The following is a 22478-nucleotide window of genomic DNA, read 5'->3' as shown; positions in this document are numbered from 1 at the left end:
TCCTTTACAGAATAACGCCGTCTTTGAAAATCGCGATCTCTTTGAAATTGTATTTCTCATTCTGCGTCTCTTTCGTCCCGGATGCCCAGGCAATCATCTCTTCCATGAATTCATCGGTCAGCGTCTCAAGCGGCTTGCCTTCGACGAATTCTCCGGCGTTAAAGTCAATCCAGCGCTTCTTCTTCTCGGCTAGCGCGGTGTTGGTTGAAATTTTCACCGTCGGCACCGGACCGCCGAACGGGGTGCCGCGTCCTGTTGTGAAAAGAATAATGTGGGCGCCCGCTGCTGCGAGATTGGTTACCGATACGAGATCGTTGCCCGGACCCTGCAGCAGATTCAGCCCCTTTGTTGTTGCACGGCCGGCGTATTCAAGCACATCCACAACCGTGGCACTGCCGCCTTTTTGCACGCAGCCGAGCGACTTCTCCTCGAGCGTTGTAATACCGCCGTCTTTGTTTCCCGGCGACGGATTTTCATAGACGTTCTGGTCGTGGTCGAGGAAGTACTGCTTGAAGTCATTGACGAGTTTCACCGTGTTATCAAACACCTGCTCGTTCTGTGCCCGGCTCATCAGCAGTTTCTCCGCACCGAACATTTCCGGCACTTCGGTAAGAATCGTCGTGCCGCCGTGGGCAATCAAACGGTTCGAAAATGAGCCCACGAGCGGATTCCCCGTAATGCCGGAAAGGCCGTCGGAGCCGCCGCATTTCAAGCCGACTTTCAGTTCGGAGACCGGGACTGGTTCGCGCTTGAAGCTGTTGGCGTAAGCGGTGAGTTCTCCGATGAGTTCCATTCCTTCTTCAATCTCATCATCCACGTCCTGCGCGCCGAGGTACACCACTTTGCCGTTCGCCTTCCCGCCGATCATGTCCTGGAATGATTTGATGGTGTTGTTTTCGCAGCCCAGCCCCATGACGACGACACCGACCGCATTCGGATGCAGCACGAGGCTTGAGAGCACGCGCTGGGTGTTGGTCAGGTCATCGCCGAGCTGCGAACAGCCGAACGGATGCGGAAAATGGAACACACCATCCACTTCATCGCTGTCGTTTAGTTCCTTAGAGGCCATATCGGCGAGGAGTTCCGCCGATTTGTTAATACAGCCGACCGTATTGATGATCCAGATTTCATTGCGGATGCCGACTTCCCCGTTCGGCCGGCGGTAGCCCTGGAATGTGAGCTCATCCGCCGGTGCTTCGGCGGCAGGCTCTTCCCGCGGTTCATACGTGTAGTCGAGTTTGCCGCTTAGGTTCGTCTTCGTGTTATGGGAATGCACCCATTCGCCCTTCTCGATATCCCGTTCCGCATGCCCGATCGGGTTGCCGTATTTGATAATGTCTTCTCCCTTTTCAATCGGATGGAGCGCCACTTTATGGCCGGCCGGTATCGGTTCAAGCGGTGTGATCCGAAGGCCGCCGGACTCGATCTCCTCTCCCCCGGGTGCTTCTTCAATTGCCACCGCCACGTTATCCAGTTCATGAATATGAATAATCGGTTCTTTCATGCGTATCCTTCCTCTCCCTTTTTAGTAAGCGGTTTCAAAAACGACAGAGAAACGCCGCTCAGCGCGTCTCCACCGAATCCCGCTCCAGAAATACCGGGGAATACCGGTGCACAGCCGGGCTCAGCTCTTTTCCTTCATTCATTTCTTCAAATAACAACTCCGCGGCTTTTTCGCCGATAGCGGCCGCCGGCTGCTCTATGGATGTCACCGCCGGGTTGTAGACACCGGCAAGCGGCATGTCATCAATACTTATAATGCTTACATCCCTGCCGATTTCCATCTCCTGCTGCCTGCAGAACTGCAGTACTTCGATTAACGTCAGATCATTGCTGGCAAGAAGGGCTGTCGGTTTGTCTTCTTTCTGAAATTCCGCCGACAGGTAGTCCGCCATAGCGGAGAGAGACTGTTCATAAATAAACATACCGCTCTTCTCCAGCTCGTGGCTTTCCATTGCCTTCTGAAATCCGGACAGCCGCTCCGATCTTGGTGTCATCACCCGCTTCAGTGGAGGGACGGCAAGACCGATACGACGGTGGCCGCAGTTAGTGAAGTAATCCACTGCCATGGCGGCCGCCTTTTCATTATCTGTTAACACCGTATTCACCGGCAGGTCCGGAACGATCCGGTCGACGAACACGAGGGGAATGTTCTTATCAAGAAGTTCGCGGTATAACTCTTCATTATCCCCCGCCGGAAAAATGATGAATCCGTCTACCTGCTTCGCCTCGAGCATCTGCACGTATTTCTGTTCCTTCTGTGGATCTTCATCCGTGTTACAGACAATGACATGAATGTCCTGTTCATTGCAGGCGTCTTCCACGGTACGGATGACCTGCGTCGAAAAACCGTGAAGAATGTTGGCGACAATCATGCCTATCGTAAATGTTTTCTTCTGTTTCAAGCTTCTCGCGAGAACATTGGGGGAATATCCGAGCGCCGCAATACTCTGCCGGATGCGCTGCTTCGTCTCTTCGCCCATGTATTCAAACCGTTTGTTCAGATACTGGGAAACTGTACTTTTTGAAATGCCGGCATGCTTTGCTACGTCGGCAATGGTTACGTTTTTGTCATGTTTCATGTTGAACTCACCTTTTACCTAAGTGAAAAACCTTCTCCGCTTTTCACTAAACCGTTTTATCTAAACCGGTTTATCTGTATTCTACGGGATGGTTTATACAACGTCAATACATTCTTTTTATCGAAAAAGAGAGAATAGTAGATCGCAGTTTCTGTTTTCGTTCAACAAAAATGGACAATGTTCATTCTATGTAAACAAGATGAAGCCCTTGTCTGTTCTAATCCTTTTCTACTATGTAAAATAACAACAGGTGATACAGCAATGGAAAAGCGAACATTGGGCAATTACGTTAGAGATCTCCGACTGCGGAACAATTTTTCCCTGCGCGATCTTGCCAACGAAACAGATATCAGCTACTCCTATATTCACGCTATCGAAAGTGGCCGGGTTACGCCGTCCCGCGACATAGCGGCGGCTCTCGCCAACGGGCTGAAAGGGGCTCTTCCGGATGAAATGCTGCGACTCGGGGGGTATCTCCCCGACCATCGGCCGAAAGATCTGGTTGACACCCTTCATCTGGATCTGTTCGCTTCAAGGCTGGAGGAGCTTATGAGCAGCAGTGACTGGAAGGTGGAGGGATTAGCGGTTCGGACCAGTATTGACAAAGATCACCTGCAACAGTGGCTTCGTCCCGGCAGTTATCAAACATCTTCGTCCCGTCTGCCTGATATCATCAGCCTCTATAAACTGGCGGCCTTGTTTAATGTAACCCCTGATTATCTCGCAGGATCCACCGATGATCCACATGCATTCGAGACATCCTTCCCACGCCCTAAAAATCTGAGAGATCTGCTGAACAACGAACCACTTGTTCTTGATCACATCCCTTTGGATGAAGCAGATAAAGATAGATTGATAGCTATCATTTATGCTGCGTTTGATTCACAGTAACATTATTTCATTAACAACCCTCTCTCCTGAAGACGGTACAAAGAGACAGTCCAGTCTTCAGGATGGAGATATCCCTTCACCCGTATTAACCCGGGCTGCTGCGTATGAATCAGGACAATCAAATCGATGATGAGCGGCGTGGATATCCTTCCGTGATTGTTGCTTACCCCCAGCATAATCAGTACTTCCTCCTGGTTTATGTAACAGGCTAACTCCAGATACAGCAGGATCACATCTGTTGTGAACGCGCGTTTAATCTGAATATGGAAGTGAGAAGTCTCCATTTTCCGCATAATTTCTGCTTTTTCGGGATAACGGACCATATCATGGTGCGTCACTGTTTGTACGTACCGGCAGATGTTCCGGTACAGCTTTGCCCATTCCATCTGCGTGATGAAGTCCGGCTGCAGATATACTTCCAGCGCTTCCAGTTCAAGCGGGGAATCCGGCGTCATATCGTTACCTCCTGCGTCGAAAGTCTTATTTCTGTTTATAATTATATAATATTGTTCACTAAAAAAACACAAAAATAAGTGATTTTTCTAAAAAAACGAAATCATTATCCCGTTTTCTTTCTTGAGCATGAAAAAAAGCTTCCGATTAGTAAAAATCATAAATCGGAAGCGTTTCTTTGGACATTAACGAACAAAAAGGAAACCTAAAGGACGTTTACGGGAATGCGGAACCCTCTAAAGTGCCTTTTGAATCATTCCTAATGACGTTTATGGGGGCACCGATTACTACAAAGTGCCTCAGACGACGTCTCTAACGACGTTTACGGGGACACGGAACTCCCTAAACTGCCTTCGGACTATTCATCTCTCCTTTCACGCAGTGGTTGATCTCAGCAACAAAAAATGCCGAACGATTTCAGCAAATCGTTCGGCATTTTTTTATCTTATAAAACTTTCTTCCTTTATCATATCTTTTAGTAGTGTTTCGCGCCGATATAACGCTTCTCCCAGTAGTCATCTGTTTTATCGCTGACCGTGACGCCGGTGGATGTGCCGGCGTGGATGAACTGGTCATTGCCTGTGTAGATGCCGGCATGGGAAGGGCCGTCGTTATATGTTTTAAAGAAAACAATGTCGCCTACCTTTGGCTTTTCGACCGAGTCTCCTTGATTGTATATATCGGCGACCGTGCGCGGCAGCTCCACGCCGTTTTCCTGGAAGACGTACTGGAGAAACCCACTGCAGTCAAAGCCGGATTCCGATGTGCCGCCCCATACGTACGGGGTTCCGATATGTTCGGAAGCATCGGCGACAAGATTCACCGCATTGAAATCCGTATCGGGAGAGACTGTCGAAACGTCTGCCTCCTCCCTGTCTTCCCCGGACTCGAGCATCTCGTCCATCTTCTCCCGGGTTTTTGGCCCGGCGATACCGTCTACGGCAAGCCCCTGTTCACTTTGAAAAGATTTGACCGCTTTTTCCGTGACACCGCCGAATACGCCGCTAGGCTCCATTTTCATATAATCAAGGCCGCGCAGACGTTCCTGAAGTTCACTCACCTGTTCTCCGCTGTCCTCGTAACGAAGCATTTCTGATGATCCGGCGCCGGATGCTTCTGTTTTTGTTTCTTCTCCGGAGTCAGAAGCGGATGCCGGATTGTTTTTCAGAGCGTTGAACGTCTTCGGTCCGGCAAGCCCGTCCGTCTCAAGGCCCTGTTTCTGCTGGAAACGGCGGACCGATTCTTCGGTCATCGGCCCGTACACCCCGGTTACATCCTTATTATAAAAACCGAGGTCTTTGAGCTGACGCTGCAGGAGCGACACTTCACTGCCTTTGTCTCCGCTTTCAAGAATCCGGAAGGTAGACCCGGATTCCGGACGCGGTGCCGGCTCTGCCTGAAGAGATGCGGAAGCGGATCCGATAACACCCCGCATCGCCGCAAAAGTCTGCGGTCCGGCAATGCCGTCCACCACAATGCCGGCGTCTTTCTGAAAGCTCTTTACAGCACTTGCGGTGCGGCGTCCGTAATATCCGTGCTGCTCACCTTTAAAAAGGCCGAGATTCTCCAGCCGGCGCTGCAGTTCTTTAACCGCGGAGCTTTCTTCTCCGGTCCGCATGATTGTGTTGGAACCGAGCTCTTCTTTATTTTTTTCCCGGTCCACTGCACCGGAGGCTTCGGCGGTTGGTTCTGCTTTGCGCTGCAGCAAGGCGCCGAACGTTTCCGGACCCGCGATGCCGTCGACCGTCAGCTGATGGGCGCGCTGAAAAGATTTCACTGCCTCGACCGTCGATGTGTCGTAGCGGCCGCTTACCGTTTCATATGTATAGTGCCCCCGGTCCTTTAAGCGTTCCTGCAGTTCCTGGACATCCTCGTTCTCCATTCCATAGGACAGCATCGTATCGCCGACCTCGCCGTCTGCCACGGACGGCACAGCGGCAACGGCCCCTGCAGCAGCAACCGTTGCCGCTGCGATCTTTTTCGTGTCCATTGACGTGTCAAACACTATGATCCCCTCCTGCTTCTGCATAACTTGACATACCGGTAGACTTTTCTACTTTTTATTGTACATGCTTCTCTGGTATTCTTCCATGCTTTTTGTGATTTGAAGATTAAAATGTTGTAAAAAGAGGTATCATGTATTGTTGTGTTCGTAATCTAATAACGTTGAAAGGAATTTTTTATGAGACAATCAAAATGGTACGTGCATTTACGGGAAAAATTCTGGTTTATCCCTTCCGTATATGCCGTTTTTTCGCTGCTGGCGATTTCTTTAATCTCTTACCTTATCAGTCTCGTACCGCCTGGGTGGTATATTCAGGCGCCGGGCTTTCTGCCTATCACGATCTCAACTGCCAATTACCTGTACAGTTCTCTCATTACGGCACTGCTAACGATGACCAGTGTCAGCTTTTCATCCGTAATGGTCGTTCTGACCACCTATTCGACGCAGTTCACGCCGCGTGCACTGCAGGATTTCATGCAGAGCCGGACCACCCAGCACGTACTCGGTGTGTTTACTTTTGGTTTTATTTTCTCCCTGGTGAATCTTATCCTTCTTTCACCAACAGACTCGAACCACTTGTTTATGCCGGTGATCATGGTAATGATATCGATTGTCTGCCTTGGTGCGTTCATTCTGTTTATTTATCACTCAACCAAGTACGTCCAGGTCAACCATTTGATTGGAAAAATACGAAATGACGCATCCAAGGCGATTGAAGAGGCGTATCACCTTCCTCATCTGAACGCTTACTCCGAATGGGAAAACCCTATTCCAGAGGGAGAGCCGAACGTCATTTACGCGCACCGCTCCGGTTACACGCAGCTGCTAGAACTCCAGAACATCGTGAACTGGGCTTCGCGTCATGACGTGCAGGTGGAAAGCCTGATCCAGGTCGGGCATTACGTGCATAAAGGAGAACCGATATTTCGCTTCTGGCCCGGAGACGCCGAACCGGATGTAACGGAGCTGAGGGAGTGTCTGCTTGTAGGCAATGAACGGAGCAATGCCCAGGATATCGAGTTCTCGATGCAGAAGCTGGTTGATATTGCGGTACGGGCCATTTCCCCGTCCGTGAATGACCCTCATACCGCGATCAATTGTATCAACCGTTTGGCGGCGCTGCTGGCTGAAATCAGCATCCGTCACGAATCCCTGACTTATTTCAGCGATGAAAACGGGGAACTTCGTTTCATTTTGTACCCGATCTCGTTTCGCAGTTACCTGCACGGGAACTTCTTTCAGATCCGGATGTACGGTAAAAATGATGTATCCATCATCGGCGGATGCATTGACGCCTTGACCGTCGTCGCCCAGACAGGCCGGGACACCGTTCACGACGATCTGCGCTCGTTTTTTGAATACATGAAAGAAGCCATTGATGAAGATTCATTGAGCCAGTGGGACTATGATTACTGGCAGGAACGGCTCCGCCGCTTCGAAGTGGAACTTGAAGGAGAAGACCACGTGTACCAGGTGTAAGAAATGCTTTTTTGTATCGAAAGGGGCTGTATCTAAAGGTGCAGTTCCTTTTTTATGAAAGAGGATGCTGTAATAACAGGCGGGGAGTGGAGTGGAACACCGGCATTTGGCACGGCCAGCGGACACTGCCATCGAAACATAAAGACGTAGTTTCCATGGATCATTGTTTGGTGGACACTACACTGCTGCCATCATAAATTAGTGTCCCCCGACTGAAATCAATGGACACTATCTGCCGGTGCAGCAGGTCTTAGTTTCCCCTGATTCCACTTCCATGGACACTACGTATGCTGCCCGGTGATTTAGTATCCACGGAGCCGGTCCAGCGGCGCAGCGATAAAAATTCCCGAACCATATAATGATGGTTCGGGAATTTTGTTTCCTATCATTTCATTGCATGGTCCCTGCAGTGCTTTTCTTTCAAAAGCTGCGATGCACGGGGGATTTAATTGAGATAGCGTCTGGCGCTGTGGTAGCTTCCTGCGTATTCTGACTCGGAGATCGCCACTTTTTCAACCGTGCTGTCCGAATTCGGGGAGTGAATCATGCGCCCGTCTCCAAGGTACATGCCGACGTGATGTATTTCTCCGGCCCCGCCGTTATAGGCGAAAAAGACAAGGTCGCCTTTCTGGAGATTGCTGCGCTCCACAGCTGTCCCGCTTCGCGCCTGATCCTTTGAGTCCCGCGGAATGGTGATACCGTGGGCTTTATAGATGGTATGGGTGAAGCCGGAGCAGTCAAACCCGAACCCGGACGTGCCCGCCCACAAGTACGGAAGATTCATGAACTGTTCCGCGGTGGCCTGCAAGTCGGAAGCTTCCGGATCGGGGATGGCGTTTTCGTCCTCGTAAACAGTGACATCGCCGGCGTTTATCCACTTATTGCCGTCCGAGGGCGTGGCCACGAGCAGTTTGTCTTCTGTTTCAAACACGACCGGGAGTCTTGTATTAAAACTGATTTCGAGACTTTTCGTTTCCAGACTCCGGTCTTCATGCAGAAAAGCAGTCGGCTCGGTAACCTGAGCTGTGTCGGCATGCTGCAGCAATTCAAATCTCGGACTCTCGGTGATCTGCTCTTTTGGCACCCAGCCCGGGTAACCGGTCTCATGCTGCGGTGTCTGTTGTTCTTCCACTGCAATTTTCGCCCAGTTCCCCTCCTCTTCCAGAACTTCCACTTCCATGCCGTACAACGCCTGGGTATCAAGGTTGCCAAGCAGGCCGCGTTTATCCGCGGCCGTCATCGATTCGGTCCACTGCCACGGCTGCACCGGATTCTGAAGGGCCGGTGCGTCCATGTTTCTCGGCGCTTCCGGGGACGCCCAGACGGACAGAACCGACACATCCACGTAATGCGAATATTCCTCTGAATCCGCTGCTGCCTCCTGCGCCGCTTCCGCCTCTCCGGCAAACACCGCCGGCAGCATCAATCCGGTGAGTGTCAGCGCCATGATATGTTTAGAAAAAATAATCGTCCTCTCCTTTATGTAGAATGACTCTTTTTCTTTTATTCTATCAGACAGAAAAAATTTTTAAATCGCTGAATCGAAAACGGGGGCTGTTCCGTAAATGATTTTTGTGGAATTTGTTAGTAGCTTATGGAAATCATCGTGAGTTTCATAGTATACTAACAAGGGACACAACATTATTTCAAATTTTTCAGGAGGGTACCATATGAAAAAGTTCTACAGTATTGCTTTATCAGCGACACTCGCTGCGTCGCTTACGTTACCAGCCACAGCTGGGGCACAGTCTTCTTTCAGTGATATCGGTGAAGATTTCTGGGCCGGGGATGCCATCAGCCATCTTGAGGAAGAAGGCATTATTTCAGGATACGAAGACGGTTCCTTCGGGCCGAATGATGAAGTAACCCGCGGCCAGGCTGCGTTGATGCTGTCATCAGCACTGAATCTTGATACATCGGATCGTCCGGATCCTGACTTTTCGGATATTGAAGACGGTACCGAGCTTGCCGACGCGGTAGCTGCTGTCGCGGATGAAGGAATTATCGAAGGGTACGAGGAAGAATTTCAACCTAACGCAGACCTGACCCGTGCGCAGATGGCAAAAGTGCTGGCAGCAGCATACGACCTGAGCGGGGACAACAGTGCTGATTTCTCTGATGTGAGCGAGGACTTCTGGGCTTACGACCACATCGATGCACTGGCTGCAAACGGTATTTCCTCCGGATATGAAGACGGTTCCTTTAAGCCGGGCGCTTCAACCACAAGAGCCCAGTTCGCAACGTTCCTATGGAACACGACCGGAGACGCTGAAGAAACTCCGGAAGCACCAGAGACGGATGAAGAAATTACTACCGTGCTCGAAGATGTCATGGAAACCCAGCAGAACCTTGAAAGTTATACATTTGACGGCAATATCGGTATCAACATCGATGTACCGATGGGAGATCAGGAACTTACGGAAGAAGAGCAGCAGGCTCTGGAAGAATCCATGAACATGAACATGGAGATGAGCGGTACATTCCAGAAAGACCCTATGATTACAGAGGTAGTCATTGAGCAGAACATTCCACAGTTCGAGGAAACGATGGAGCAGGTTTCTCTGTCCACCAACGAGGCAAGCTATCAATATATCAATGACGCTGCGATGATGGGATATCCAGAAGACTGGCAGGACAAATATATTGAAATGAACTATGAAGATGTTCTGGGCGGCCAAGCGTCAGATATTCCTTTCGATATGGAACAGCAGCAGGAAATGGCTCAGGAAATCTATGACGTATTCATCGAAAACTTCGGCACTGAATACTTTGAGCTCACAGAAAGCCATGCCTCCATTCCGGACGACGTGACCTACGATCAGGTACTCACTTTTGAACTGACACATGAGGACCTCAGCGACGTGATGACCATTCTCGAAGAAGATGTCATCCCGGAACTTGAACCGATTCTTGAAAATCCAGGTGCCGCTTCGGCTCTTGCCAGCGTCACAGGTTCCAGCTTCCAGGCGTTGAATGACGAAGGCACCATGCCTGAAGGCGGCATGAACGAAGAGGATATCAACCAAATTCTCGAAAGCCTGAATCTTGAAACCTTCAAAATGCATCAAGCCATCAATGAAAACAACCAGGTCGTATATGACACCGGCGAGATCGAAGTCAGCTACACCGACGAGCAGCAGGGCGACATGTCCTTCGGCGTAGACTACGGCATGACGTCGAGCAACTTCAACGAAGACGTCACGTTTGAATATGGTCTTCCGGAAAACGAAGAGAACATCATCACGTATGATGAGCTCATGAACTGGCAGGAAGAACAGATGCAGGACTTTGAAGAAATTGAGCAGGGAGACCTCGAAACCGTTCAATAATGCGGGTCTCCTCAACCGGCCTCCATACGTGGAGGCCGGTTTTTTTGCGTTTTCCGTTTCACGTTTGTCTGCAAAAGGCAGAGTCCGGCACATTCCAGGCTCTGTCTTTTTTTATTATACAGGCAGCCGGCTTGTTACCAGCCATTATGCAGGCATCTCTTCCCCTCTGCTGCCCTGTCTCCATTTTTTCCATACCTATCATTCAAATATACATTTGAATATTGACTTTTCTGCATTCACCTCATACACTAAGGGATAACAATCAAACGATTATTTGAATGATATCCTATACAGGAGGAGAGCCTATGAGTCAGATGGAGAACGAAAAACAAACAGCCTGCTGCTCCAGTAATAAGCAGTCCTCCATTATCCCCGTAAGCACGCCGGATTCGAGCGTAGACGGCGGTACGAAGGAAAGCAGCAGCATGCTGGAATATAAAGTGGACGGAATGGATTGTCCGTCCTGCGCGGCGACCATCGAGAAAGCTTTAAAGAAGAAAGAGGGGGTTCAATCCGTTCAGGTGCATTATGCGACGGGAAAAATGACCGTCGGCGCCGAATATGATTCCGTTTACGATGACATTCCAAAGCATGTACGGAAACTGGGCTTTGACACAGAGCCGCTGGAGAAAGATAAACACAAGGAAACGTACAAAGTCGAAGGCATGGACTGCGGCTCATGCGCAAAGACTATCGAAAAGCACATCAGCAGTGTGCCGGACGTACAGGACGTACAGGTGAATTTCTCCACCGGAAAGATGCAGATTCACCACTCCACCAGCCCGGAGAATATTATGCAGGAAGTACAAAAAGCTGGTTTCGATGCTTCCCTGGACAATGGATCTAAAGACGCTGAAAAGGAGAACACGCAGAAAAAACCGCTCTCCACCACCACATTGTCCGGAATTTTTCTCATGTTTGGTTTTGCGGGGTCGTTTACGGCCCTTCCTGCTTTTCTTATTACGGCTTTATATGCCGCTGCCATTGCCGCAGGGGGATACAAGCCGGCGAAAAGTGCGTTCTACGCTGTGAAAACTGGTTCCCTCGATATGAATGTGCTGATGGCGTCGGCTGCGATCGGTGCTACGTTGATTGGGGAGTGGTTTGAAGGAGCAATGGTGGTGTGGCTGTTTGCACTGGGGAATACGCTGCAAAACCGTTCCATGGAACGCACGAGAACCTCCATCCGCAACCTGATGGCTCTTGCCCCGGACGAAGCTGTCGTTCTCTCCGGCGGGCAGCAGGTTCGTAAAGCCGTGGAAGAAGTCGGAGTCGGAGACGTTCTCGTTGTGAAACCCGGACAAAAAATTCCCCTCGACGGCGAGGTGGTGACGGGATCCTCCAGTATTAACCAGGCTCCCATCACTGGTGAATCCCTGCCCGTGGACAAACGGGAGGGACATACAGTGTACGCCGGTACCATCAACGAAAGCGGCTCGCTCGAAATCAAAGTCACCAAACTCGTACAGGATACGACCATTGCAGGCATCATTCACCTTGTGGAAGAGGCTCAGGAGAAAAAAGCACCGACCGAGGCATTTATCGACCGATTCGCCGCTGTTTACACACCGATTGTGTTCGCGCTCGCTGTCTCTGTTATGATTTTTCCCCCACTCCTCGGACCGGGCGCCTGGGGGGGATGGCTTTATAAGGGATTGGCGCTGCTCGTTGTAGCCTGCCCGTGCGCCCTCGTTATTTCCACCCCGGTGGCAATCGTTTCCGCTATCGGAAATGCCGCAAAGAGCGGTGTTTTAATCAAAGGCGGTACCTTTTTGGAAAAAGCCGGAGTCATAGAGAGCATTGCTTTTGATAAAACAGGAACATTAACCGAGGGAAAGCCGAAAGTAGCCGAAGTCCTGGCTCTTCACGGCAGTGAGGAGGAGCTTATCACTGCGGCGCGCACGATTGAAGAGCATTCCACTCACCCCATCGCCCAGGCTGTGACGGCCTACGCGGCAAAACGGGGAATCCCGGCAAAGCAGGGCAGTCATTTTCAGTCGGTGGCAGGCAAAGGGGCCAAGGCGTCTATCGATCATGTCGAGTATTTTGCAGGAAGTCCTGCATGGTTTCAGGAGATGGGTGTATCTCTAGAGGAGAATGCCGGACAGCATATTCAAACTATGCAGGAGGAAGGCAGCACTCTCGTTGTAGTCGGCACGCGTTCACACGTTCTTGGTATCATTGCCGTCCGCGACACCATTCGTGATATGACGGTTCAGTCCATTCAGGCACTGAAAAAAGCCGGGATATCAGAGACGGCGATGCTGACCGGGGATAACCGAGGCACAGCCAAACGAATCGCCGAAAAAACAGGGGTCGACCGCTCCTTTGATGAACTGCTTCCGGCGGACAAAGTAAGCGCTGTTCACTCCTTGCAGCGGGAGGGAAAACGTGTCGCGATGGTCGGGGACGGCATCAATGATGCTCCTGCTCTGGCGTCAGCTGATCTTGGCATCGCCATGGGAGGCGCCGGCACCGATACCGCGATGGAAACCGCCGACATCGTGCTGATGGCCGATAACCTCGAGCAGCTGCCGCGCACCATCCGTCTAAGCCGCAAAGCGTTGTCTATCATTAAGCAGAACATCTGGTTTTCGCTGCTGACCAAAGCCGCTGCGCTTGTGCTCATCTTTCCAGGATTTTTGACGCTGTGGATGGCCGTATTGAGCGACACCGGCGCCGCCCTGCTCGTGATTCTTAACAGCATGCGGCTGCTTAAATCGTAGCAGTGACCAATTTGACGGGATCCGGCGACGGAATGACGCGGAAATTTGGAGAATCGATTGAGAAATCTCGAGAATTAATCAAGAAATGGGGATAATCGATGGAGAAATGCTGAGTATCAATCGAGAAATTTCCATTTCGCCCGAGAATCAACCGGGAAACGGGCGGATCAATCGAGAAATCCCGCGCATCGATCAAAAAAACAGCCTCTCCACCCTGCGCTGCGAGGGGGATGCTTCCCGCGCTCCATCGATGCGAAAATCCTGAGAACCAATCGAGAAAGGCGGAGATTCGATCGAGAAATCTCGACAATCAATCGAGAAAGTCCCATTTCGCCCGACAATCAACCAGGAAACGGGCGGATCAATCGAGAAATCCCGCGCATCGATCAAGAAACCGGCCTCCCTTCCCCCCACTGCGACGGGGGATGCTTCCCGCGATCCATCGATGCGAAAATCCTGAGAGCCAATCGAGAAAGGCGGAGATTCGATCGAGAAATCTCGACAATCAATCGAGAACATTCCATTTCGCCCGAGATTCAACCGGGAAACGGGCCGATCAATCGAGAAATCCCGCGCATCGATCAAGAAACCGGCCTCCCCACCCTGCCCTGCGAGGGGGGATGCTTCCCGCGATCCATCGATGCGGGAATCCTGAGAACCAATCGAGAAATTCCCATTTTGCCCGAGATTCAACCGAGAAACGGGCGGATCAATCGAGAAATCCCGCGCATCGATCAAGAAACCGGCCTCCCCACCCTGCCCTGCGAGGGGGGATGCTTCCCGCGATCCATCGATGCGGGAATCCTGAGAACCAATCGAGAAATTTCCATTTCGCCCGAGAATCAACCGGGAAACGGGCGGATCAATCGAGAAATCCCGCGCATCGATCAAAAAAACAGCCTCTCCACCCTGCGCTGCGAGGGGGATGCTTCCCGCGCTCCATCGATGCGAAAATCCTGAGAACCAATCGAGAAAGGCGGAGATTCGATCGAGAAATCTCGAGTATCAATCGAGAAATTCCCATTTTGCCCGAGATTCAACCGGGAAACGGGCGGATCAATCGAGAAATCCTGCGCATCGATCAAGAAACCGGCCTCCCCACCGCTCTTTCTTCTCCACACGCTATCCAAAAAAAGAGCTGTCCTCGTCAGGACAGCTCTTTTTTGTTTTCCCATGTAATGAGTCCAATAAGTATCGCACTGGTCACGATGCTCCCCACAACCGGTCCTATGATATTGCCAAGCTTTGTCGTTGTTCCAATCATAGAGGCTGCGAGGGTAACGACGACCAGCACGGCGGCTCCAATCCATACTGCTTTCACAATAAGGACCTCCTTTACTCTTCCGGATCCTGAATAGCAAACATCAAATCCAACTCACAGACAACGGTGTCGTCGACTTTTGCCGTGCCTTTTCCTTTTCCAATCTTTCCACGTAATCTGGTGATTTCTGTTTCAAGAACGAGCTGGTCTCCGGGTTTGACCTGGGATTTAAAGCGGCAGTTCTCTACACCTGCAAAAAAAGCCAGCTTTCCCTGGTTTTCTTCTTTTTTCAAAATAGCAACCGCACCGGTCTGTGCCAGTGCTTCGATAATCAACACTCCCGGCATCACAGGGTAATCCGGAAAATGGCCGTTGAAAAATTCTTCATTCGCTGATACGTTTTTGAACCCGACTGCCCGCTCCCCTTCCTGCAGCTCCGTAATCCGGTCTACCAAAAGAAACGGGTAGCGGTGCGGGATGATTTCTTTGATTTCTTCACTGGAGAGCATGTCTTCCTCCTTGCCGGCTGTACTTAGAAATATTTTACAATCCAAGGCAGGAGATTAATCTCCCTGGATAAATTCAAACATCCGTTCCCAACTGCTCCATCTAAGCACTTCGAGGCCGTTTCCTTCTCCTACGATGGCATACCCTGTGACAAGTCCGCCAAGCAGGCTTAGAATGAGAACAGCAAGAACAATCAGAAGTCTGGCCCAAATCGGAACCATCCGGATGCGTTCCTTTCGGCGCTCCTTCTTGGAGGTACTGGCAGCATTCTTTTCCTCCTGCTCCTTTTCCAGCCTTCGTTCCTGCCTGGATTGACTTTGTGTTGTATCTTCATTATAACTCATGATTTTAACTCCGTAACATTATACTTCCATGCGCGGCTTCCTATCAGCCGCGCAGGCTGTTAATGAGACCCATCATCTGGTCTCCCTGCGAAATCGCACGTGCGTTGAAAGAATACTGACGCTGCGTGGTCATCATATCCGTCATGGCCTGGCCGACGTCAACATTAGACTGCTCAAGCGATCCCTGTTTCACCGCTTCTTCAGCTCCCGGTATAAACTCCAGCACATCAGCCTCTTCCAGTCCAAGTTCCCCAAGGTCCGGCAGGGCGTAGTTGTTGCCATTCACCCGGTCGAGAAGCTGCGGCTTGGTAATGCGGGCCAGTTCCATCTCACCGATTTCAATCTCTTCTCCTGCCTGATTTACCGCCTCAAGGGTTCCGTCTTCCTGAAGGGTAAAGCTTCCTGCTCCAGCCGGAACATCCATTCTTTCCCCATCTGCTCCAAGAAGATAATCGCCCTGATTATTAACAAGTGTCCATCCGTCCGGCTCTTCCGGATTCTCCGACAGGTAAAACGAACCATCCCGTGTATACTGCGTTTCCGGATCTCCGCCTGTCATTGATTCCACCTGGAAAAACTGATCTTTTTCCGTAATCGCAAAGTCCAGTTCACGATCGGTGTTCTCAATCGGGCCCTGTTCCATCCGGAGAGCAGTCTGGGCAACTCCTGCTCCAGACCCGGTGCGCAGACCGGCCGGTGTCAGACGGCCGGCTTCATTACGCTCATCCTGCAGGTTGTTCGTCTGTTGATAAAGCATATCTGAAAACGTGGTTTCACTCCGCTTATAACCGGTCGTATTACTGTTTGAAAGATTGCTGGAAATACCGTTAAGCTTTTGCTGCAGCTGCCCCATCGTATTGGCCGAGGACAATACCGATCCGTACATAGTGCCTCTCTCCCTTCAACCCGTTTATCTCAGACTTCCGATTTCATTTGCCGCGCGCTGCATGCTTTGGTCATAGGTCCGCAGCATGCGTTGGTTGGATTCGAATATACGGTAGGAATTCATAAGTTCTGTCATCGTCTGCCCTGGATCCACGTTGGAACGTTCCAGAGAGCCCTGGCTTATCGTATAGCCGACTCCATCTGCTCCTATTGCGGTTGGAAGCGCCTCTGCCCCGTCCTCTGCTTCAAGACGGAGAATACCGCTGTCTTCTTTCACCATGTCATTGGCATTCTCCGCGTAGGCTACACCCAACTGACCGGCTTCTGCTCCGTCTTCATCCGTGATAACCCCATTTTCATTGATGTTGAAATTCTCATTACCAACTTCAATGGGACCGCCGTCTTCTCCCAGCACATAATGACCCTGACTTGTCGTCAGAAAACCTTCGCCGTCTACCGTCCAATTACCATTTCGGGTGTAACGTTCTTCCCCGTCGGCATTGGATACTGTGAAAAACAATGATCCCTGCTCCCCGTCTTCCCCTTCAGGCATTTCGCCCTGCCAGATAGCAGCATCCGTTGTATTGCCGGTCTCACGGAGATCACCCTGACTGAAGTTTGGAGTCCGCTCCTGCATATAAACACCTGTTGCAAGCTCCCCAATCGGAGCAGGACGGCTGCCGGGCGTACTGCCTGCATTCTGAGCCTGGACTAACATTTCCGGAAATGTGCGGTTTGACCCCTGATCTGCTTTAAATCCGGGAGTATTAAGGTTCGACAAATTTTCAGAAAGCATTTGTGTATTCCGCTGCTGGGCGAGCATGCCGGACGCTGCGCCGTAAAAACCTCTCAGCATCATTCGAACTCCTTTCTAGATCTTGACTTTTTTGTTTGCCATCTTGTCGAGGTTTTCGAGAATAATGCCTGTTCCATTCGCCACACAATTCATTGGTTCTTCCGCGATGATAACCGGTACTCCGAGTTCATCGCCGAGCAGTTCATCTATACCATGCAGAAGGGCGCCTCCGCCGGTGAGAATCACTCCGCGGTCAATGATATCCGCTGACAGTTCCGGCGGCGTCTGTTCGAGTACATTTTTTGCCGCGTGAACAATGTGGTTCACCGATTCGGTTAACGCCTCGTATATTTCCTGTGAATTAATGGTGATGGTCCGCGGGAGGCCGTTCACCATATCCCGTCCGCGGATCTCCATTTCACGGTTGGCTCCGTTCGGGGCGACTGTTGCCACCTCTTTTTTCACCATTTCTGCGGTGCGGTCGCCGATCAGAAGCTTGTAGGACTTCTTGATATAATTCAATATATCCAGATCAAATTGATCTCCCGCTGTTTTGATGGAATTCGCCGTGACCACCGATCCCATCGAGAGGACCGCGACATCCGTCGTACCGCCTCCGATATCGACAACCATATTCCCGCTCGGCTGGAAAATATCCATGCCGGCGCCGACCGCTGCCACTTTCGGTTCTTCTTCAATGAATACATTCTTACTGCCGCTTTTTTCGGCAGCTTCAATGATTGCTTTCTGCTCAACAGATGTAATATTGGTCGGGCAGCAGATTAATATTCTGGGCTTGGACATCATGCTTTTAGCGTTCACTTTTACCAGGAAGTGATTTAACATGGCTTCCGTCTGATCAAAGTCTGCAATCACGCCGTCTTTCATCGGTCTTGTTGCGATAATATTCCCCGGGGTGCGGCCCACCATACGGAAGGCTTCCTCTCCGACAGCCATCACATCTCCGCTCCTGCGGTCCATGGCTACGACCGAAGGCTCATCCAGCACAATGCCCTGCCCTTTAATATGTATCAATACGTTTGCTGTTCCCAAGTCGATGCCGATATCCCTGCCAAACATGGCGTATATTCCTCCTCGTCGATTCTGAGCCGATCTTTAAAAATGGACATCTTTATCCGTTAGTATACCATTTAAAGAGATAATCCATGCTCTTTTATATCAAACGTTAGTCTCTATTGTATGATTTTATCATATTTTATCAGCAAGCGGAATATATCCTCGACCTTCTTCGGGATTTGTTTTTTCGAAGACTGCCCAAAAATGGAGGAGCTTGTTCTTTTCAGACAGCCTTTTGAACAAATGACTAAAGGGTGAGTTCCGTTTCGATACTCTTCCGGTCGTTCTCATATTTCGTGCGCGTTGCTTCCCCGCCGCGCAGATGACGAATGGATTTGTGATAATCCAGGACAAACTTCACTTCTTCGGCAAGTTCCGGGTTAATTGTTTCCAGCCTTTCGGTTAAATCTTTATGGACCGTACTCTTGGAAACACCGAATTCTTTTGCTATCACCCGCACTGTCTTGCGCGTTTCGACAACATACCGTGCCATCCTGATCGTTCGCTCTTTGATGTAATCATGCACACCACTCGCCTCCTACTGCAATCTTGGTGAATTAATACAGTTTATTAAAGAGGAGCGGCGGATATACCAAAAAGTCTGATAGGACAAGGGTTAAAGAGAGGTGAAGATGCGGCGGACGGACTAGAATCCGGCGGGTTTGCAACCGGATATTCGATTCTGAATATTTGAAAATCACACGCATGCAGTGTGATAGAACACGAAAAAAGAGGAGGGATGCCGGCTGCTGCATAAACAGATCCATGGCACGTGTGCTGCGCTCGTCCATAAAATCATCGAGCCCTCCGACAAACAATGATAAAAAACATCATTTCCCGGGAAATAATAAAAAACAGACTGGGGCAAAACCCGTTACGAACGAAAAGAGGGCTCACTAGGTTAAGGTTCAGGTGCTGATCTGCTGATGGACGAAAGACAAACGAACCTGTTGCTGCCTGACGGACAAATTTCCAATCAAAAAAATCCGGGAGATGGAACAGCATGCCGGAGCGCAGCTGCTTGTTCCATCTCCTGGATAATCAGTAGATCGGTCTTCTATTGTCCCGGACTCTTTCCTCCATACGCTGTACGATTCAGGTTTTAGTTTTGTGTTCCATCATTGATCCATACTTCCCCGTCTTTGTATGTCATCTGTTCGGGGTAACGCAGATCGATGACATCGTCCTGCAGGTGCTGCGGTGGTGCAGGGGTGTTTTTAGATACAAGAATACAGACGAGGAAGTTAATCGGCACCCCGATAAGACCGGCACCGGTGTCCTGAATCCCCAAAAGGGTGATGCCGCTCATCGCAAGGAAAATGTAAGCGAGGGTACACCCCAGTCCTGCCAGCATTCCTGCAATAGCCCCTTGAGTGTTCATCCGCTTCCACCATATCCCGAGAAACAGAACCGGGAAGAATGTTCCACCCGCAAGCGCGAAGGCCCACGCTACAATCTGGGTAATCACACCCGGCGGATCCAGTGCCACAAGTCCGGCAATGACAGTCGAAAGGACAATCGCAATCCGTCCTGCCAAGAGTCTTTTTGCATCCGATGCATCCGGCTTGATCAAGCGGTAATAGATATCATGAGCAAAGGAAGAGGAAATGGTAATCAAAAGCCCCCCTGCTGTCGATAGCGCAGCCGCCATCGCGCCGGCGGCAACGAGACCGATGACAAACAATCCGAGCTGGGCGATCTCCGGCGTCGCCATCACAACGATATCCTCCCCTACAGAGAGTTCGGTCCACTGCAGAATGCCGTCTCCGTTCTGATCGGCCGTCTTTAGGAGACCGGTGTCCATCCAGCTTTGGGTCCAGGCGGGCAGCTCATCCATCGGACTGCCGGCTACCTGCGTCATCAGAATGAAACGGGAAAATGCCGCGTAAGCTGGGGCTGACAAATAAAGAATGCCGATAAAGAGCAGGGCAAAGGCTCCGCTCCAGCGCGCCGCTTTCATCGTGCTGACAGTAAAAAAGCGGACGATAACGTGCGGCAGTGCCGAGGTACCTACCATTAACGTGAACATCAGAGCAAGAAACTGGCTTTTATCACTCTCCGTAAATGGAGCAAAGTATTCCGATAACCCGAGCTCCCGGTCTATCTGCCCTATCTTATCAACAATTTCACCATAGGTGAGCCACGGTAGTGGATTACCTCCGGTTACCTGAAAAGACATAAAAATAATCGGAATGATATAAGCCACAATCAGAATCATATATTGCGCGACCTGCGTCCAGGTTACCCCTTTCATCCCGCCAAGCGTCGCATAGATAGCAATGATGACAACACCGATCATCGTTCCATATGCCGCGGGTATGTTAAACAGCCTGCCTATGACGACACCGGAACCGGATAGTTGTCCGATAATGTAAGTGAAACTGATAATAACGGTTGCAATTGCAGCAATTAACCGGGCGGTATTGCTTTCAAACCGGTCCCCGATAAATTCCGGCACCGTGAACCTCCCGTATTTGCGCAGCTGCGGAGCAAGCAGAAACGTGAGAAGCAGAAATCCTCCCGTCCAGCCCATAATATAAGGCAGCCCATCGTAGCCAAGAGCCATAACCGTTCCGGCCATCCCGATAAAGGAGGCAGCACTCATCCAGTCGCCGCCGATCGCCATACCGTTCCACATTGGCGGAATACCACGGCTCGCGACATAAAAATCCGATGTTGCTCTCGCCCTGTTATATATAGAGATACCGATATAAAGGGCGAACGTAACTAAAATCAGTCCAAGGGACACAAGCATCTGCGAATCCATCTATTCATTCCCCTCTCTTCTATAACGTGACGCGTTTTATTCCTGCGTATGTTTCTGGTCACTGACAGCAGCGTTTGCTGTGTCATCGATCCCATACTTTTTGTCAATCCGGTCACTGAATATGGCATTCAAAAACAGGCATAGAATAAAGACAATGACTGCTCCCTGCGACCCCATATAATAGTGAAATTCCACACCTAGAAACTTGAATTGGGAAAAGAATTCCGCAAATGCCGCTACACCAAACGATACGACAAAACCTATACTCAAAAAGATAATAATTAATCTTGTGCGCATCCGAAAATATGCCTCTGCTGTCTTCTTATCTACTTTCCGCAACGTATCCACCTCCGTTTAGTATGTCCCGCGTGCTGAATGGATGGTTACTCCTGAAGACAACCCTGCCACCCCCTTTGTTATGTAATCGCTTTCAAAATTTCTCTGCCTTTTACCGCATCCCTATGATCATCTCAATCGTTTCCCATAACGGGAGCGGTACCATAATAATTTGAACAGCTACATACAGGCCCATAGCAGCAAATGGTACAGCCAGAAGCAGCGGTTTCTTCCATTTCAGCATACCGATAATTGCCGCAATGGCAAGGATCCAGAATCCAATAAGAATCCCCATCGCCATCCTCCTTCCTTTCCTGCAGGATACTCTGTGAGGCGGGTAATATGACCTGTTCAACCACGGCTGTTGATTATCCAAATATAGGAAGCGTTTCGTTGGACTCCGCCTTTCCTGCCCGCTTTCCGCGGGCGTCGCCTCAGCTACCGGGGAAATCACCCGGTGATCTTCGGCTGACGCTTCTCCCGCTGGAGTCGGGCAGACGGCTCCGTCCAACGAAAAAGAAGGGGGGGATACATGCTTTGATCACAGATGCATCCTCCTCATAGAACCCTTTCCCATTCCTTTATATGGTAAATCAACAGGCGTGCTGTTCAACCTCACTTTTTATGTTGTTATAGTACAAATTATTTCAAATATTCTGTATGTCAGTCAATTCATTTTTTCACATAATGTTCAACTATTTTTCAACCTTAGATTGCAATAATAAATGCAACAACCACCTCAATTCCATTATTTGTAACTAAAGAACAGATGCCAACCCCTGTTCGAATCGGTCGTTAGGAGACTGGTATCCCAGTATTTTACGGGGGAGGGTGTTGCACCAATTCTCCACATAGGCAATGACGGTATCGTCCAGGTCATCGATGGATTGTCCTTTGGGTATAAACCGTCGGATCAATCCGTTATGGCGTTCGTTCGTGCCTCTCTCACTGGAAGTATAGGGGTGCGTATAATAGACGCTAACCTGATCACAGTCAACGGCTTCGGTAAGTTCGCTGAATTCGGAACCGTTGTCGGATGT

Annotated in this window: 23 protein-coding genes; 4 read left to right on the top strand and 19 right to left on the bottom strand. The window is 50.3% G+C overall.

Annotated features, from left to right (window positions below):
- Positions 1-4 precede the first annotated feature (4 nt).
- Positions 5-1504, bottom strand: coding sequence for a UxaA family hydrolase (locus BM058_RS13650; RefSeq protein ID WP_090927610.1), 1500 nt, complete (start codon positions 1502-1504; stop codon positions 5-7).
- Positions 1505-1562: 58 nt separating this feature from the next.
- Positions 1563-2582 (bottom strand): LacI family DNA-binding transcriptional regulator, encoded by a 1020-nt coding sequence (locus tag BM058_RS13645; RefSeq protein ID WP_090927609.1) that lies wholly within the window; start codon positions 2580-2582, stop codon positions 1563-1565.
- 261 nt (positions 2583-2843) lie between these two features.
- Between BM058_RS13645 and BM058_RS13640 the strand changes: the two genes are divergently transcribed.
- Positions 2844-3473, top strand: coding sequence for a helix-turn-helix domain-containing protein (locus tag BM058_RS13640; RefSeq protein WP_177195565.1), 630 nt, complete (start codon positions 2844-2846; stop codon positions 3471-3473).
- Between the two features lie 2 nt (positions 3474-3475).
- Here the strand turns inward: BM058_RS13640 and BM058_RS13635 are convergent, their stop codons facing one another.
- Entirely contained in the window at positions 3476-3928 is a 453-nt protein-coding gene (locus BM058_RS13635; RefSeq protein ID WP_090927607.1) for a hypothetical protein, read from the bottom strand.
- A 473-nt stretch (positions 3929-4401) separates the two neighbouring features.
- Positions 4402-5931 carry a C40 family peptidase gene (locus tag BM058_RS13630; protein ID WP_177195564.1) on the bottom strand — a complete coding sequence of 510 codons (1530 nt, stop codon included), beginning with the start codon at positions 5929-5931 and terminating at the stop codon, positions 4402-4404.
- A gap of 177 nt (positions 5932-6108) precedes the next feature.
- Between BM058_RS13630 and BM058_RS13625 the strand changes: the two genes are divergently transcribed.
- Positions 6109-7410 (top strand): DUF2254 domain-containing protein, encoded by a 1302-nt coding sequence (locus BM058_RS13625; protein ID WP_090927605.1) that lies wholly within the window; start codon positions 6109-6111, stop codon positions 7408-7410.
- A gap of 445 nt (positions 7411-7855) precedes the next feature.
- On the opposite strand, the gene BM058_RS13620 is transcribed toward BM058_RS13625, so the two are convergent.
- Complete coding sequence (locus BM058_RS13620; RefSeq protein ID WP_090927604.1) at positions 7856-8857, bottom strand: C40 family peptidase; 1002 nt, start codon at positions 8855-8857, stop codon at positions 7856-7858.
- Between the two features lie 223 nt (positions 8858-9080).
- Here BM058_RS13620 and BM058_RS13615 point away from each other — a divergent pair, with 223 nt between their 5' ends.
- Positions 9081-10739: an S-layer homology domain-containing protein gene (locus BM058_RS13615; RefSeq protein ID WP_090927603.1), complete on the top strand. Its 1659-nt coding sequence runs from the start codon at positions 9081-9083 to the stop codon at positions 10737-10739.
- Between the two features lie 305 nt (positions 10740-11044).
- Positions 11045-13465, top strand: coding sequence for a heavy metal translocating P-type ATPase (locus BM058_RS13610; protein WP_245737005.1), 2421 nt, complete (start codon positions 11045-11047; stop codon positions 13463-13465).
- Here BM058_RS13610 and BM058_RS18030 read toward each other — a convergent pair.
- The 14 genes from BM058_RS18030 to BM058_RS13545 form a co-directional block, all read right to left on the bottom strand.
- Entirely contained in the window at positions 13455-13661 is a 207-nt protein-coding gene (locus BM058_RS18030; RefSeq protein WP_143083032.1) for a hypothetical protein, read from the bottom strand. The two genes, BM058_RS13610 and BM058_RS18030, sit on opposite strands and share 11 nt — an antisense overlap.
- Positions 13658-14356, bottom strand: a complete 699-nt coding sequence (locus tag BM058_RS13605) for a hypothetical protein (protein ID WP_090927601.1) — start codon at positions 14354-14356, stop codon at positions 13658-13660. Before BM058_RS13605 ends, BM058_RS18030 begins: the two co-directional genes overlap by 4 nt.
- Complete coding sequence (locus BM058_RS13600; protein ID WP_090927600.1) at positions 14353-14550, bottom strand: hypothetical protein; 198 nt, start codon at positions 14548-14550, stop codon at positions 14353-14355. The genes BM058_RS13605 and BM058_RS13600 overlap by 4 nt, the downstream gene beginning before the upstream one ends.
- Positions 14551-14612: 62 nt before the next feature.
- Entirely contained in the window at positions 14613-14786 is a 174-nt protein-coding gene (locus tag BM058_RS18330) for a hypothetical protein (RefSeq protein WP_177195563.1), read from the bottom strand.
- 14 nt (positions 14787-14800) lie between these two features.
- Entirely contained in the window at positions 14801-15235 is a 435-nt protein-coding gene (gene fabZ, locus BM058_RS13595) for a 3-hydroxyacyl-ACP dehydratase FabZ (RefSeq protein WP_090927599.1), read from the bottom strand.
- 54 nt (positions 15236-15289) lie between these two features.
- Entirely contained in the window at positions 15290-15577 is a 288-nt protein-coding gene (locus BM058_RS13590; RefSeq protein ID WP_090927598.1) for a DNA-directed RNA polymerase subunit beta, read from the bottom strand.
- A 43-nt stretch (positions 15578-15620) separates the two neighbouring features.
- Positions 15621-16463 (bottom strand): flagellar hook-basal body protein, encoded by an 843-nt coding sequence (locus tag BM058_RS13585; RefSeq protein WP_090927597.1) that lies wholly within the window; start codon positions 16461-16463, stop codon positions 15621-15623.
- A gap of 24 nt (positions 16464-16487) precedes the next feature.
- Complete coding sequence (locus tag BM058_RS13580) at positions 16488-17321, bottom strand: flagellar hook-basal body protein (protein WP_322787885.1); 834 nt, start codon at positions 17319-17321, stop codon at positions 16488-16490.
- 12 nt (positions 17322-17333) lie between these two features.
- Positions 17334-18338, bottom strand: a complete 1005-nt coding sequence (gene mreB, locus BM058_RS13575; RefSeq protein WP_090927595.1) for a rod shape-determining protein MreB — start codon at positions 18336-18338, stop codon at positions 17334-17336.
- A gap of 244 nt (positions 18339-18582) precedes the next feature.
- Positions 18583-18861 carry a sporulation transcriptional regulator SpoIIID gene (gene spoIIID / locus BM058_RS13570; protein WP_143083031.1) on the bottom strand — a complete coding sequence of 93 codons (279 nt, stop codon included), beginning with the start codon at positions 18859-18861 and terminating at the stop codon, positions 18583-18585.
- A gap of 576 nt (positions 18862-19437) precedes the next feature.
- Positions 19438-21102 carry a sodium:solute symporter family protein gene (locus tag BM058_RS13560; RefSeq protein ID WP_090927593.1) on the bottom strand — a complete coding sequence of 555 codons (1665 nt, stop codon included), beginning with the start codon at positions 21100-21102 and terminating at the stop codon, positions 19438-19440.
- 36 nt (positions 21103-21138) lie between these two features.
- The gene (locus BM058_RS13555; protein WP_090927592.1) at positions 21139-21441 is read right to left on the bottom strand and encodes a DUF4212 domain-containing protein; all 303 of its coding nucleotides are present in this window, start codon (positions 21439-21441) and stop codon (positions 21139-21141) included.
- A 109-nt stretch (positions 21442-21550) separates the two neighbouring features.
- Positions 21551-21733 (bottom strand): hypothetical protein, encoded by a 183-nt coding sequence (locus BM058_RS13550; RefSeq protein WP_090927591.1) that lies wholly within the window; start codon positions 21731-21733, stop codon positions 21551-21553.
- A gap of 463 nt (positions 21734-22196) precedes the next feature.
- Positions 22197-22478, bottom strand: a 282-nt coding sequence (locus BM058_RS13545) for an IS30 family transposase (RefSeq protein WP_143082969.1), incomplete at its 5' end; no start/stop codon positions are given.

Source organism: Salibacterium qingdaonense (genome assembly GCF_900114715.1).
In the GTDB taxonomy this organism is placed as follows: Bacteria; Bacillota; Bacilli; order Bacillales; family Marinococcaceae; genus Salibacterium; species Salibacterium qingdaonense.
Note: the sequence above shows the minus strand (reverse complement) of the source record. Positions and strands in the feature narration are given on the sequence as shown.